We start from the raw sequence: 14857 nt of genomic DNA, 5'->3' as shown, positions 1-14857 counted from the left end.
ATTAGGACTATTTCAAAATATACATGATACCATTAATATCATCATTGCCTTTATACTGATTCTGTATAGCAATTTGATAATTTGCCGCATTTGCAGTACGCTCATACTCATGATACTGAAAGCGGCTTGCAATACGGCCACCATTTCCAGTACCCGGGCCAGTGGTGAAAGCAGGAATACCCGTACGGCGATAAGTAAAATAAGACTCCAGTCCCGAATGACGGAATAAAGCCAGGTACTTTTGCTGAACAATCTGCTGAAGAGCATTTGCAGTATTATACTTTACTTCAGGCTGATTGTAATAAGTATTCCAATCTACATTGATAGTATAAGTATCATAGTTAGCACCCAAAGCAACGTTCGTTGAACCCGGACGATAGAAATAAGCGGTAAACGTTCCTGTACCTGTAGGAATCTTATAAGAATCCATAGAACTTTTGATACCAGCAGTATAATAACTCTCTGCATCACCAGCCGCCCATCCGCGGTATATTCCCTCAGCAATGTTAAACATCAGCTCCGCATAACCAACCTGGATACTTGGCTCACCAGTGTAAGTTGAATAATAACGCTTTCTGTTTAAGAATGAATACTTCTGTAAACCTGCGTTGTTATACATGATACCAAGATCCTGTCCTGCATCAGCACCAATGAAAGAAGCAAAATTTGTAGGGCTCAGTTTTAGAGAATCCACCTGATAACGCGAAGGTTCAGCAGTTACAAATACCCTTGGGTCTTTTAACTTTGTTAGCAAGCTGATATAAGTAGCAGAAGTGTTTTTTCTCGACCCGCTCTGTCCAAAGTTATCAGGAGTCTGCGGATAATAGTTTGTTGGAGATATATAAATATATTGCATGTTATCAGCAGCACTTTCCATAACAGGATACTTGGTTTTATTGCTGACAATATCAGAGAATTGTTTTTTTACATTGAGCTGCGTATCATCATCAGCTCTTTTACTTAGCTGAATCAGCAAACGGATTCTAAAAGTATTTACAAGTTTTTGCCATTTCAGTAAATCGCCATTAAAATAGATATCTCCGGCTAGTATATTCTCTTTTGCTGCGATTAAAGTTGTTAAATCTGTATTGGCACTTTCCAATAGCGCTAATGATTGTATCATCACATTTTTCTGTGTATCATAAGCAGGGGTAAGGTTTGCTAATCCGGCCAGTGCGTCGGTCATTGGAATATCTCCCATTTCCATACTCATTTTAGTAAACAGATAAGCCTTGAAGAACTTACCAAGCGCTGCATAAGAATTAACAGCAGACCCACCTTTAGCAGCCTGTTTTTCCATTTCAACTACGTTTTTCAACACCGTATAATAATCATCACCGTATTTGAAATCATAACGGTTATTACCATAATAATCATAATTGTTCAGGTAATACTGACAATTTGTTTCTTTGGAATCATTAGGACCTTCTAACAGACCCTTGCCAGTTAAGATTCCATTTAAAAGTAAAGAAGCTTGTACTGCATTTGGTTTGTTATTATTGATCGTTTTCTCTTCGAAGTCTTTCTTGCAGCCCGAGATGGTCAACACAAGTAAAAGAGGCAGCAAAGAATAAAGTTTGAATATCTTTTTCATCTGTATATAATTGTTTTGTAACGGTGATGAAGCGATCATGATTTTATGTTCATTTCGTTGTGTGATTTGAAAAATCATGATAGCTTCATATTAGAAATTATAAGGTAACGTTGATGTTGAATCCATAACTGCGTACCGTAGGTGATTGTAGGCCAGTTAGCGGGGTTTCTGCGTTATACTGATCTAAATCCACATCCTTAAATCTTTTGTCTTTATAGAAGTATAATAAATTACGACCTACTAAAGACACTGAAGCTTTATGAATGAAGGTACCCGCAAGTAATTGCTTAGGAAGCTCGAATCCAACTGTAACCTCACGAAGTTTCGCGAAAGTTTTACTCATCAGATTGGCCTCATCGAAATTATAATACTTACTTACGTAATCCTGAACAAATACCTTATTTGTATTTGGAGCAAAAGCAAGATCTCCGTAATTCAGGATCGCACCAGTTTTGGAATCATAGTTGATAGATTTGCCATTAGAAATTACTACACCTTCACCAACATAAGTACCATTATAACCTTTCTTGCCATAATTAGCCCAATCCTGGTAACGTGCATCACCCAATGCGCCCTGAGCAGTTTCGATATTTGAACCACCACGCATCGTTTTATTATACATATAATCAACAGTTTTTCCACCTACACTACCATCAAACTGGACACCTAAACTCCAGCTTTTGTAGTGAAACCTGTTGTAAATACTCCATGAATAATCTGAATTCAGGTTTCCAAGGTATTGATTCGCACCACCATTAACTAATGGCTTTCCAGCCGCATCATTAATGATCTGTCCTTCTTTAGTTCTTACAAAAGCAGTTCCATACAATTTATCTGTACGATCTCCCTCTTTGAAAAATGTCTGATAAGTATCTTGTCCTTTAGGAAGTTCTTTGTAAACGCGCTTATAAGTTGACCAGTTGACCAAAACATCCCAGCCAAAACCACCCATGTCTTTAATCGGCGTGCCGCTCAGGGAAACCTCATAACCAGTCTTTTTTGTTTTTAAGGCATTCAGATATAATATATTATAACCCGTAGCAGTAGAAATCTGGTTCGGTAAAACCTGTGGCCCATCTATGTACTGGAAAGCTGTAGCACTTAAACCTAATCTGTTCTCTAAGAATTTGACATCAAAACCTTCCTCGTAATTTACACGTGTAGTAGTTTTAATACCATTTTGATATAAATAATCCGGGCCATAACCAGCAGCCTGATTATTATAAGGTTTATTAATGTTAAAAGCTGTATTCAAAGAGTAATCCGGGCCATTATAAGGTGACATGTAGACATTGCCATAACCCAGCGGATTGTTCTTCAGGTTAGATTCTGTTTGCCCGCCAAATGCTGTGATTGAGCTGAAAGGAGCAGGGCCGATACTTGCACTGGTTGCATCAGTACGCACATTGGAAAATGATGCCCTCGCTTTCAGGAATGAAATAAGATTTGGCATTTTAACATAATCAGAAATTACAGTTGCCAATGATACACTTGGATAATAATAAGTTGTTGGCGTCTGGAAAGCAGATGACTTATCTATTCTGCTCGTTGTAGATAGTGTTGCATACTTACCGAAGGATGCGTCCAAAGAGAAATAACCACTCAGCACCATCATACTCGAGTTGAAACTCGTAGACTGTACTGGGTTTTTAGAATTACTGAAGGAATAAACTTCAGGAACATTCAGGTAATCAGTGGAAGTCCAGCTTGAATTATAAGATAAGGTACGAAGGTTTGTTCCTACCAGACCAGAAAGGTTAACAAAGTTTTTGACGTTATAATTGAAGTTTAATAACAGCTCATTATTGTTTTCAAATAAATTACGTCTGTCTTCACGATAGTCACCCTGATTTCCTTCACGTCCGTAGGGGTGAGCAGAGAATGGAAGTTTTTCTGTACGTAAAATGCTGTAGGTATCAAATTGAGAACGAAGTGTTGCATTTAAATGGTTATCAATTTTGAAGTTTGCAGACAGATAACCGTACACATCGTTTTTATAATGTCCGCGCAACCACTTTTCTGTCATCAGATAAGGGTTATGGTAACGTTGATATTCCGCAAACTGCGATTGAATACCTTCTTTACCTGGCTGCCAGATGGCTTTAATGTCAGGTGAATTTACATCCCAGTCTGCACCAGTCCAGATTGCGGTACTATAAATTAAACTTGATGGTCCGTAATCCGCATCCGGAAAGTTATCTGTAAACTGTCTGTTAAAATCAAGGTTACCTTCAATTTTCAATCTTGGAGATGGATTGAATGAACCGTACATATTGAAATTAACAATGTTAAGTCCGCTATTAGGTATATAACTTGATTGTTTTGATTGTGAAACTGAAAATCTTGTGGTATAAGTCTCCCCGTTAGCACTTAGAGAAACGTTGTTGTTAGTTTGGTATCCAGTTTTTAAGAAGTTTTTTAAATTGTTTTTACCTCTGGCTGTATAGGGAGTCGCTTGTCTTACGCCATTAATTACCGGGCTATCATATTGAGGGATAAGTTGTCCGGCAAAATAAGGGCCCCAAACGTCGTAATCTCCATCTACACCCCCTGGTGCACCACCTTTACCGTCTACAAATACGTACTGTGTGTTCTCACCAGCACCGAATGAATTCTGTATACGAGGGAAAGTTAAAAATCCACTATTAACTACTGTGCTGCTGTTGAAATCAACAGTCAGTCCTTTTTTATTCTTATCGCCTTTTTTAGTAGTAATCAATATCGCACCATTTACTGCGCGGCTACCATATAAAGCAGCGGCAGCAGGGCCCTTTAATACGGTATAGGTTTCAATATCGTCTGGACTGATATTCCAGGTATCGGTATTGATAGGAAATCCGTCAACCACATATAAGGTTAACTTATCACCGCGGATCATCACGTTCGGCTCTCTCAGTACTTCCGGAGAAGGGCCAACAGATAAACCAGCCACTTTTCCTATCAAACCGCCAATTGGATTCGGGTCACGTGCTTTCAGCAAATCGTCACCGTCAACGGTCTGTAAAGCATAGCCAAGTTTTTTAGTGTCTTTCTTGATTCCTAAAGCAGTAACTACTACTTCAGAGAGTGCTTTGCTATCACCTTTTAGCAATACGTTAATGATAGTTTCATCACCAATAATGATTTGTTTCTTTTCGTATCCAAGATATTGGAAAGATACAGTTTGCCCTTTCTTTGCTGTTACAAGAAAGTGGCCATTCATGTCTGTTACTGTACCTTGTTTGGTACCATCAACCAAAACACTTACTCCAGGTAAGGATTGATTGGTTTCGTCACTAACTGTACCTGATATTTTAATTTGCGCCGCTAAGGTCATCGGGGCAAGCAAAAATAACACAACAGTTATTACTTGTTTTAATTGCTTGTAAAGCTGTTTCATTGATGTGGATTTAGATTATGGTGTGTTCTGATTTCACACAGCAATACTAAACTTTGTTTATTAAAACTAAACCAATTTAGTATTATGTGTATTTAAACTTTTGCGGTTTTTTTTGATGCTAAACGCTTCTTTAGCAACAGGTTCGTTACCTATTGTTAATAGCATATTAATGAAGAGTTTATCTTTTGCTGTTATTATGGCCTGGAAACTGCTTTATTTAAGTGTAAAATGATCAAATGATAATATTTGCTGATCTTGTTAAGAGAATAAACAGCGTTGGAGCAGTGGATTAAAAGAAGCTTAAACGCATGAGTTTTAAACAGGCTGTGAAAAATAATGTCCACATTTGTCGTTTAATTATAGCATAATGGACATACTGGTTATTGAAGATGAACAAAGAGTAGCTGAACTGATTAAAAAAGGATTGGAAGAACTTGGATTTCATATCACCCTTGCCTTTGATGGAGAAATGGGAAAGAAGCTTGCGCTGACTAAAACTTACGATCTGATTCTCATGGATTTAATTCTTCCGAAGATCAACGGCATTGATCTCTGTAAGGAAGTGCGCGTGGCCAGGCCGGATATTCCTATTATTATGCTGACTGCTTTAGGGACTACGGATGATAAAGTGGAGGGTTTTGATGCTGGTGCAGATGATTATCTGGTTAAGCCTTTTGATTTCAGAGAGCTGCATGCCAGGATACGTGCTTTAATTAAAAGAAATCAGACACAGAACAATACTTTCAATCAGGGGTTTATTTTACGTTTTGCAGATTTGGAAATGAACCTGGAAACCAAGCTGGTTAAAAGGAATGATGTGCAGATAGATCTGACGCCTAAAGAGTTTCGTTTGCTTGAATATATGATGGGAAATTCTGAAAGGGTGTTATCCAGAACTGAAATTGCAGAGAAGGTTTGGGATACATTTGATTCTGGAACAAATTTCATTGATGTGTATATCAATTATTTAAGGAAGAAGATAGATAAGAATTACGAAGTTAAACTGATTCATACTAAACCTGGAATGGGTTTTATATTTAAAGAGGGATGAAAATAAGAGCGAAACTTTTGTTGTTATTTTTAACGCTTTTTGGTGCTTTGCTTTTGGCATTTGCAGTGTTTATTTATATTTCTACAGCGCAGAGCAGGAAGGATCAATATTATAAGCATCTTAAAAGAGAGGCAATTACGAAAGCAAATTTGCTTTTTGATGCGAAAGTTCCGGCTACGGTATTGCAGTTGATTTATAAGAATTCTTTAAATTCTTTGTTTGAGGAAGAGGTGGCTGTTTACGATACTTCGTTCAATTTATTGTATCATGATGCGGTACAGATTGATAAGGTTAAAGAGACCAGACAGATGATCAATCAGATTATTCTTCAGAAGGAAATAACTTTTGAGCAGGGGTCTTTGCAGGTGGCAGGGCTTTTATATCTGCATAAGGGGAAGGTATATGTGATTACTGCAGCGGCAAATGATAAGTATGGGTTGACACGTTTGGAGGAGTTTAAGTATACTTTGATTATTTCTTTTATCATTATTATCAGTTTGACGATTGCCGCGGGTTATTATTTTGTGGGGAAAGCACTGAATCCGGTTGCAGAGATTGTGGATAAGGTGGAAGAGATTACTGCGACTAATTTGTATAAGCGGGTACATGTCAAGAATGAACGGGATGAGATTGGTGAGCTGGCTATTACTTTTAATAATATGCTGGATAGGTTGGAGCAGTCGTTTGATAGTCAGCGAAGTTTTGTGAGTAATATTTCTCATGAGCTGAGAACTCCGCTGGCAACTATTGTCGGGGAGCTGCAGCTGGCTTTAATCAGGGAGCGCAGTGTTAGAGAGTATAAGGAGGTGATCCGCTTATCGCTGAGTGATGCGCAAAGGTTAGTAAAGTTGTCTAATGGTTTACTTGATCTGGCAAAAGCGAGTTATGATCAGACGACGGTAAGTATGAAGGTTTTAAGGACGGATGAGTTGTTGATGGATGCAAGGGAGGCGGTTCTTAAGGGGGTTGAGGATTATAAGATTGATATTGTTTTTGATAAAGAGATTGATGATGATAGTGAGATTTCTGTCAGGGGAAATGAGTATTTGCTGAAGGTGGCGTTTATTAATCTGATGGAGAATGCGTGTAAGTTTTCTGCTGATCATCGTTGTGTGGTGAGTATCAATTTTGACCGGGGGTCGGTTATCCTTGGGTTCAGGGATTGTGGGATAGGGATTGAGGGTGAGGAGATTGATAAGGTGTTTTCTGCTTTTTACAGGGGAAAGAATAAGGGGTTTAGTGCTGGGAACGGGATAGGGTTATCGCTGACGGAAAAGATTGTGGGGATGCATCAGGGGGAGATTAAAGTGAAGTCGGTTGTTGGGGTTGGGAGTGAGTTTACCATTGTCATGGCACATGTGGCTGTTTCTTCAGATAGGTAAAAAAAATTGCGACAGGTATATTTGACTGGCGCGCCTGAAGTAGGCGCAAGGTCTGCATATACCTGTACGCAATTTTTTTTTCTTTATTCATCTGGGTTGGTGTAATAGCCGCAGTGTACGCTGAACAATGGTTTATTTGGGAGTTGTTTGAAGAAATACTATTCTGTTAAAATTATCATTGCTTTTGGGAACCCTGTTTCACTAAAATACCATTTCCTTAAGGAAATCCCATTCCATTAAAATTATCATTGCCTTTGGAACATGGTTTCATTAAATATCCTTCTCTCTTGAGCGCATCTTTTCACTTGTTTTTTTAAATAAATATTACGTAGCTGATCTCAAATTGGACTATTGAATATATTGTAAATGGACTACAGGGCTAATCCAATTGTAATCTATTTTTGTTTCAGCAGATCATTAATTACTAGTGTAAAAACCATGTATATACCTAAATATTTTGAGTTTGAAGATGAGGCTGAAAAGATCGCCTTTATGAAGCAATATAGTTTCGCAACTATTGTAACTACGAAAGCTGGGTTTCCTATAGCTACTCAGCTTCCTTTTTTGGTCACGGAAAGTGATGGTAAAGTAGTGTTGAGTGCACATTTTGCTTTGGCTAATGAACAGACCGGTTATATTGAGGAGAATACTTCTCTGGTTATTTTTTCTGAGCCGCATGCTTATATTTCTCCTGCGCATTATGACAGGGTTGAGAGTGTTCCTACGTGGGATTATATCGCTGTACATGCTTATGGAAAGGCGAAAATTGTAGGGGATGAAGATGCAAAATTGAAAGCTTTGGAACAGATGATCTTATTTTATGAGCCGGGTTATCTGCAGCAGTGGAATAAGTTATCTGATAAGTTTAAAAGGGGAATGATAAGGGGGATTGTTATGTTTGATCTGGAGGTTTCTGATTTACAGGGCCAGAAAAAGATAAGCCAGAATAAAACTGAGGTGGAACGGGAAAGGATAGCTGCTCATCTGGAAAAGAGCGATATGAGTTCTGAAAAGGTAATAGCAGAATTTATAAGAAAGGGATAGGAGAGGATAAGTTTAAATCCTTAAGGCGTGCTTAGGGATTTAAACTCTCAATTGTGTTTTTATGAAATATACTTGTATTAGTTATACTTGTTTGTTTTCTTAAATTCCTGATTGTAGATTTTTAAATTGCTTTTCAATAGTTGGCGTGCAACGTGAATTCTGGTTTTAACAGTACCAATAGGGATATTCAGCATGTCTGCTATTTCATGATATTTGTAACCTTCAAAATATTTGATGAAAGGGGTGTAATATTCAGTACTTAACGTCGCCAGAGCTTTATTTACGTCGTCACTGATAAATTTGTTATTGGCCTGATTATGCGATGCACTTTTATAGAGCTGAGCGGAATTGATCTCTTCGGTTGTATCAATGATACTGCGTTGTTTTACTGTCCTTCTATAATCATTTATAAACGTATTTCTCATGATTGTATATAGCCATCCTTTTAGGTTAGTTCCTTCTACATAGAGTTTGGAGTAACGAATAGCTTTTAATAATGTTTCCTGAACTAAGTCATCAGCATCGTCCATGTTTTTTGTGAAATTCAGGGCGAAAGTTTTCAAAGAAGACTTGTGGTCATTAACTTGGTAGGGGAAAGAATTACTGATCATAAGTTGAAGATTAATTTTTAAATGCTGTTGGTTATTTACATTTTTTTTATTCCAACTCTTATACCAATTAATTTATTGAAAATCAAAAAATGAATTGATCAGAAAGTTTATTATTTTTCTGATTTGTTGCTGATGTGTAATGAAAAGAAATTTAATTGTTATTTATAATCCTTAATTTGTTTTTTTATTTTCTTTTTTGTCGTTTAATGGTGGTATTAAGCATTGATGTATTTGGATTTTAAATTCTATCAATTCATAAAATGAAATGTTAATTTGGTTTTGGATCGAAATTGTACACTGATTTAAGGTGTACTGTTTTTAGTACTATTCTTGGCAAAAAGAAAGATCTGAACGCCAAAAAAACATTAAATTTTATGCCAGTATCCAAATTCGCCTGTTGTAGTTAAAGCTTTTGCGATTCAGAATAAATTTCAGTTGTCGGTACAGCACGCCGGCGAAAAGATTTCCAAAGAAAAACTTGATAAGCTTTTGAACCCTTTCAAAGAGGGATAACAAGTGCTGATAAAGATGGATTCGCACGCTATATTTCTTCCGGAATTGTCAATTGCATGGTGCAATAACTTCTTAATACATAATTCTATTCTTAATTGCAGCCGCCTGAATCTTGCCCGGCTGGCTCTAATGAATTTCTAATGAATTTCTGTTAATCCTCTAACGGCCCTTTCAAATAGGGTGTTTTATATTTGCAGCAGATTAAAAAAAAGCAAATTATGGACTCAGGCCCCCATCCAGAGATACTATCAATAGTATCACCGAAAACATTATCAATTAATTATTTAACCGCCCGCTAACGCTCGTAACTTCTGTTATGCCGGTAGTGGCATCATACAGCGTTATGTTCAATTTTTTTAAAACACAATCAAAATATACCCGTCATATAGTAGATTATGATTATCCAGTGGGTATGGACACCAGACCAACAATCACGTTTGGAATAGCTGACAATATCTTCGGCAGACAAAATTACTATTCATCTCTTTCCTTCAGACAGCTTTTTTTTAGGGTGTATTCTTTAATACTAAATGTCTTCAGACGGAATGCTCGCCAAATTAAAAGAAAGGGGGCACGCTATGACAATATTTGAGTTTACGCTGAGGCTCGCCATTGCTTTTGCACTAGGGGCTGCAATTGGGACTGAACGCCAGTGGAGACAACGAATGGCAGGATTAAGGACAAATATGCTGGTTTGCTTAGGCGCTTGTATGTTCGTTTCTCTGGGCGTAAAAGTTGGTGGTGATGCTTCCGGAAGAGTGATTTCTTATGTAGTTAGTGGAATTGGTTTCCTGGGTGCAGGTGTTATTATGAAGGACGGCCTGAACGTCAGGGGGCTAAATACAGCGGCCACTTTATGGTGTTCTGCCGCAGTTGGTGCCGCTTGCGGACTGGGGTTTATTCCTGAGGCAGCAATCGTTACAACTTTTGTAATTCTGACCCATGTGATTATGCGTCCGGTTGGCGTGAAATTAAGCCGTCTTCCATTAAAGAGTACCCAGATTCCTGTGGCTTACCTGCTGATTATCAAATGCAGACAGGATGTAGAGAATCATTTGAGAGTGTTGCTGCTCCAGTTTACCAGTAATGACGAGAAGCTACTCCTCAGATCCCTTAAAAGCACAGACGATGGTGATCCGGGCAAGGCTGTAATTACTGCCGAAATACTCGCCAATAGTAATGAAGACCTCATTATGGAACGGATTGCAGGCCGCTTGACTATTGAGCGCGAGGTTTCTGAAGTGAGCTGGAATAAGGCCGGAGACGAAAATGACCTTTAATAATAATTTCCGCTGATCAGTATATATATATAATATCATGACTATTGTAAAAAAAGGCTTAAAAATCAGAGCGCTCACAGGCAACAAAAAAATGATGTCCAATGGCAGTGACGAAGCTGCTGCAACTAAACTTCAGAACGTTTCCCGCTCTGATCAGGATTTTTACCTGGCTATGCTGGATAGTTCTATAGAAGGTTTGTCTGCCATGCAGGCCAAAGAACGGTTAGGCAAATTTGGACTGAATGAAGTTCATCATGAAAAAGCTCCGGCATGGATTAAACAATTCATTCAGGCTTTTATAAATCCATTTATTGGTATCCTGCTGATTATTGCCGTCATCTCTTTTATACTGGATGTATGGCTCGCCAGTCCGGGAGAAGCAGACTATAAAACAGTGACCATGGTCGGTATTATGGTAATGGTTAGCTCATTGTTACGGTTTTTTCAGGAATATAGAAGTAATAAGGCTGCTGAGCAGCTTAAAAGTATGGTGAAAACCACAGCTACTGTAGTGCGGAAAATTACAGGAAAGAAGGAGCTGGATATTAAAAAACTTGTACCCGGAGATTTGATTATACTATCGGCAGGAGATATGATCCCCGCAGATTGCCGGATCGTACAATCCAAAGATCTGTTTGTAAGCCAGTCTATGCTGACCGGAGAATCTTTACCTGTAGAAAAAAGAAGCCTTGCAGTAAGGGATGCAGAAGATAAACCATTGGTAGAACTGGATAATATCTGCTTCATGGGAACCAATGTAGTGAGCGGATATGCCACTGCAATTGTGGTCAATACTGGAAATCAAACCTATTTTGGTTCGCTCAGTAAGGTCATTGTAGGCAAACGTGCGGAAACGAATTTTGATAAAGGTGTAAATAAAGTAAGCTACCTGCTAATCAGCTTTATGGTGGTAATGGTGCCTTTGATTTTCCTGATTAATGGCTTTGTTAAAGGTAACTGGTGGGATGCACTTCTTTTTGCAATTGCTGTTGCAGTAGGTTTAACACCAGAAATGCTGCCAATGATCGTCACTGCAAATCTTGCAAAAGGAGCTGTGAGCATGAGTAAGCATAAAGTAATTGTCAAAAGGCTCAATGCCATACAAAATATAGGGGCAATGGATGTGCTGTGTACAGATAAAACAGGAACACTGACCCTGGACAAAATCTTATTGGAAAGGCACCTGAATATTTTTGGACAAGAAGATGAAGAAGTACTCAAATGGGCCTATCTGAATAGTTTTCATCAAACAGGACTGAAAAATCTGCTTGACGTTGCTGTACTGGAACATGTCGAATTGCATGATTATCTGAAAGTTGAAGAGTACTTTTTAAAAGTTGATGAAATCCCTTTTGATTTCCAGCGGCGCAGAATGTCTGTGGTGCTGAAACAACGTAATGGTAAACACCTGCTGATTTGTAAAGGAGCGGTAGAAGAAATGCTGGATCTGTGCAGCCATGCCTTCGATCCCGGAGATGATAAAGAATTGCATATTGAATCTGATCAGGTAATCTCAATGGATGAAACCATGCGGAATATGATTCTTCAGACCTCAGCAAAACTTAATTCAGAAGGGCTGCGAGTACTGCTTGTCGCTATCCGGGAATTTGACGACCGGGCACTGAATTATGCAGTGGAGGATGAAAAAAAAATGATTCTTACTGGTTTTATTGGCTTCCTTGATCCCGCTAAACCTTCAGCCAAAGTAGCTATTGAAGCGCTGCAGAAATTAGGGGTGAGTATTAAAGTTTTGACTGGTGATAATGAGATTGTCACTAAAAAAATATGCCGGGATGTGGGTATTCCTTTCGATAAAATCCTGCTGGGTGCGGAAGTGGAGAAAATGACTGATGAAGAGTTAAAGGAACAAGTAGGGGAGGTTTCTATTCTGGCCAAGTTGAGTCCTGTTCAAAAGTCGCGCGTGGTTAAAATGTTGCAGGCAAAAGGCCATACAGTAGGCTTTATGGGGGATGGTATCAATGACGCTGTAGCCCTTAGAGATGCAGATTTAGGAATCAGTGTAGACACAGCAGTGGATATTGCCAAAGAAAGTGCTGATATTATTTTACTGGAAAAAGACCTGATGGTTTTAAGAAAAGGGGTGATCTATGGCCGCAGAACCTTTGGTAATATTATCAAATATATCAAAATGACTGCCAGCAGTAATTTCGGTAATATGTTCAGCATGTTAGGTGCCAGTGCCTTTCTGCCATTCCTGCCCATGCTTCCTGTACAAATTCTGGTTCAGAACTTATTATATGATGTTTCGCAGATCTCCATTCCATGGGACAAAATGGATGAAGATTTTATGGAGAAACCTAAAAAATGGGAGGCCTCAGGAATTAAAAGATTCATGCTTTATATAGGCCCGATCAGCTCTGTATTTGACTATGCGATGTTTGCAATTATGTTTTTCGTTTTCAAAGCGAATACTCCTGAACATCAGAGCCTGTTTCAAAGTGGCTGGTTTATCGAAGGATTATTGTCTCAAACACTGATTGTACATATGATCAGGACACGTAAGATACCTTTTATTCAGAGCTGGGCAACCACGCCCGTTGTTGCTTTGACCTCGCTGATTATGGTGGTGGGGATTTTTATACCTTTTTCACCTTTCGCAGGTGCATTAAAAATGGAGCAATTGCCATTGAGTTATTTCCCATGGTTGATTGGAATCCTGGCTGGTTACTGTCTGCTTACACAATTTATTAAAGGATGGTATATCAAAAGATTTAACCAATGGCTATAATCCGGGCTGGCAGACAATGGATACTGGCTATCGTATTAATTATACTGGTTATCGTATTCGCAGAATGGTTGGAATACCATTTTCATACCTTATCTGATTTCTCAAACAAAGACAAAGCACAATATGAATCTAAAAAATAACCGTCAGTCATATCTGACTGGCATTGCTGTGGTCATTATCGGAATGACAGCTTCTTGCAAACAGCAAATTGCTAAAGAACCTGCCGCCAATTTCACCTTGAAAGGTGATGTGATTACTGTACCGGCTCATTCGGCGTTGAAAGGTAAACTTAAATTTATAGATATAGATAATGAGCCTTATAGCCTCAAGATGATGACCGCAGGAACGGTAAAAGCGATTCCTACCCAGTTTGCAGAAATTGCGCCGCCTTTTCAGGGACGGGTAACGAAGAGCTATATCAGGTTAGGCATGAAAACAACTACTGAAACGCCCTTGTTTGAAATTAGTTCTCCGGACTTTATTGCCGCACAGAAAGTGTTTTTCCAGGAGAAATCGCAAATGCAGCAGGCAGAGAGAACTTTGAAACGTCAGAAAGATCTGATGGCTAATGGAGTGGGTACACAAAAAGATCTGGAAGAAGCACAAACGGGTTATGATGTAGAGCAAAAGGAATATGAAAATGCAGTTATAGGGATCAGAATATTTAAGGCAAATCCAGAAAAATTGTCTTTAGGGCAGGCTCTTGTCGTACATGCGCCGATTACCGGAGAGGTAATTGAAAATAAAGTGGTTTTAGGACAGTTTATCAAAGACGATGCAGCAAGTGTAGCCACTGTGGCTAACCTGAATAAAGTATGGGTTGCCGGGCAGGTTAAAGAAAAAGACATCCGTTATATCCACGAAAAGGACGAATGCGAGATTGAAGTAGCTGCTTTACCCGGTAAAAAAATTCGGGGAAAGGTGTATCACGTGAACGAAATTGTTGATGAAGATACGCGCAGTGTACAAGTTTTGATTGAATGTGACAATAGCAACCATATGCTTAAGCCGGGCATGTATGTCTCTGTGAATTTTATCGATGCGCCTGCATCTGCCGTGCTTATTCCACTGAAAGCAATCCTGCAAATGAATGATTCGAATTTTGTTTTTGTGGTTACTGCAACTGGTAAATATATTAAAAGAAAGGTGGAAACAGGAGATACAGAAGGGAATCGTGTGGTCATTAAAAGTGGTCTGACCAAAGGCGAAAGGATCGTATCAGAAGGTGGTTTCTATTTATTAGAAGCCAAATAA

At 38.7% G+C, this 14857-nt stretch carries 10 protein-coding genes; 7 read left to right on the top strand and 3 right to left on the bottom strand.

Translation table 11 applies throughout. The features are described from left to right. Positions 1-7: 7 nt before the first annotated feature. On the bottom strand, positions 8-1594 hold the full coding sequence (locus AB3G38_RS06945) for a SusD/RagB family nutrient-binding outer membrane lipoprotein (protein WP_367867769.1): 1587 nt from the start codon (positions 1592-1594) through the stop codon (positions 8-10). A gap of 97 nt (positions 1595-1691) precedes the next feature. Continuing rightward, positions 1692-4973 (bottom strand): SusC/RagA family TonB-linked outer membrane protein, encoded by a 3282-nt coding sequence (locus AB3G38_RS06940; RefSeq protein ID WP_367867768.1) that lies wholly within the window; start codon positions 4971-4973, stop codon positions 1692-1694. Between the two features lie 367 nt (positions 4974-5340). On the opposite strand from AB3G38_RS06940, the gene AB3G38_RS06935 reads away from it, so the two are divergent. From AB3G38_RS06935 to AB3G38_RS06925, 3 genes are all read left to right on the top strand, one after another. After that, entirely contained in the window at positions 5341-6024 is a 684-nt protein-coding gene (locus AB3G38_RS06935; RefSeq protein ID WP_367867767.1) for a response regulator transcription factor, read from the top strand. After that, positions 6021-7406, top strand: coding sequence for an ATP-binding protein (locus AB3G38_RS06930; protein WP_367867766.1), 1386 nt, complete (start codon positions 6021-6023; stop codon positions 7404-7406). Before AB3G38_RS06935 ends, AB3G38_RS06930 begins: the two co-directional genes overlap by 4 nt. Before the next feature lie 438 nt (positions 7407-7844). After that, a complete protein-coding gene (locus tag AB3G38_RS06925; RefSeq protein ID WP_367867765.1) occupies positions 7845-8450 on the top strand; it encodes an FMN-binding negative transcriptional regulator in 606 nt (201 codons plus the stop codon). 77 nt (positions 8451-8527) lie between these two features. Here AB3G38_RS06925 and AB3G38_RS06920 read toward each other — a convergent pair whose 3' ends face one another. Then, positions 8528-9061 (bottom strand): RNA polymerase sigma factor, encoded by a 534-nt coding sequence (locus tag AB3G38_RS06920; RefSeq protein ID WP_367867764.1) that lies wholly within the window; start codon positions 9059-9061, stop codon positions 8528-8530. 1043 nt (positions 9062-10104) lie between these two features. Here AB3G38_RS06920 and AB3G38_RS06915 point away from each other — a divergent pair. Genes AB3G38_RS06915 through AB3G38_RS06900 form a run of 4 tightly spaced genes read left to right on the top strand, consistent with a single transcriptional unit; the run spans position 10105 to position 14857 of the window. Then, entirely contained in the window at positions 10105-10854 is a 750-nt protein-coding gene (locus AB3G38_RS06915; protein WP_367867763.1) for an MgtC/SapB family protein, read from the top strand. Positions 10855-10891: 37 nt separating this feature from the next. Next, a complete protein-coding gene (gene mgtA / locus AB3G38_RS06910; RefSeq protein WP_367867762.1) occupies positions 10892-13603 on the top strand; it encodes a magnesium-translocating P-type ATPase in 2712 nt (903 codons plus the stop codon). After that, entirely contained in the window at positions 13594-13743 is a 150-nt protein-coding gene (locus AB3G38_RS06905) for a hypothetical protein (RefSeq protein WP_367867761.1), read from the top strand. The genes mgtA and AB3G38_RS06905 overlap by 10 nt, the downstream gene beginning before the upstream one ends. Then, entirely contained in the window at positions 13727-14857 is a 1131-nt protein-coding gene (locus AB3G38_RS06900; RefSeq protein WP_367867760.1) for an efflux RND transporter periplasmic adaptor subunit, read from the top strand. The genes AB3G38_RS06905 and AB3G38_RS06900 overlap by 17 nt, the downstream gene beginning before the upstream one ends.

This window comes from Pedobacter sp. WC2423, from assembly GCF_040822065.1.
Classification (GTDB): Bacteria; Bacteroidota; Bacteroidia; order Sphingobacteriales; family Sphingobacteriaceae; genus Pedobacter.
This window is presented reverse-complemented; position numbering and strand designations above follow the sequence as displayed.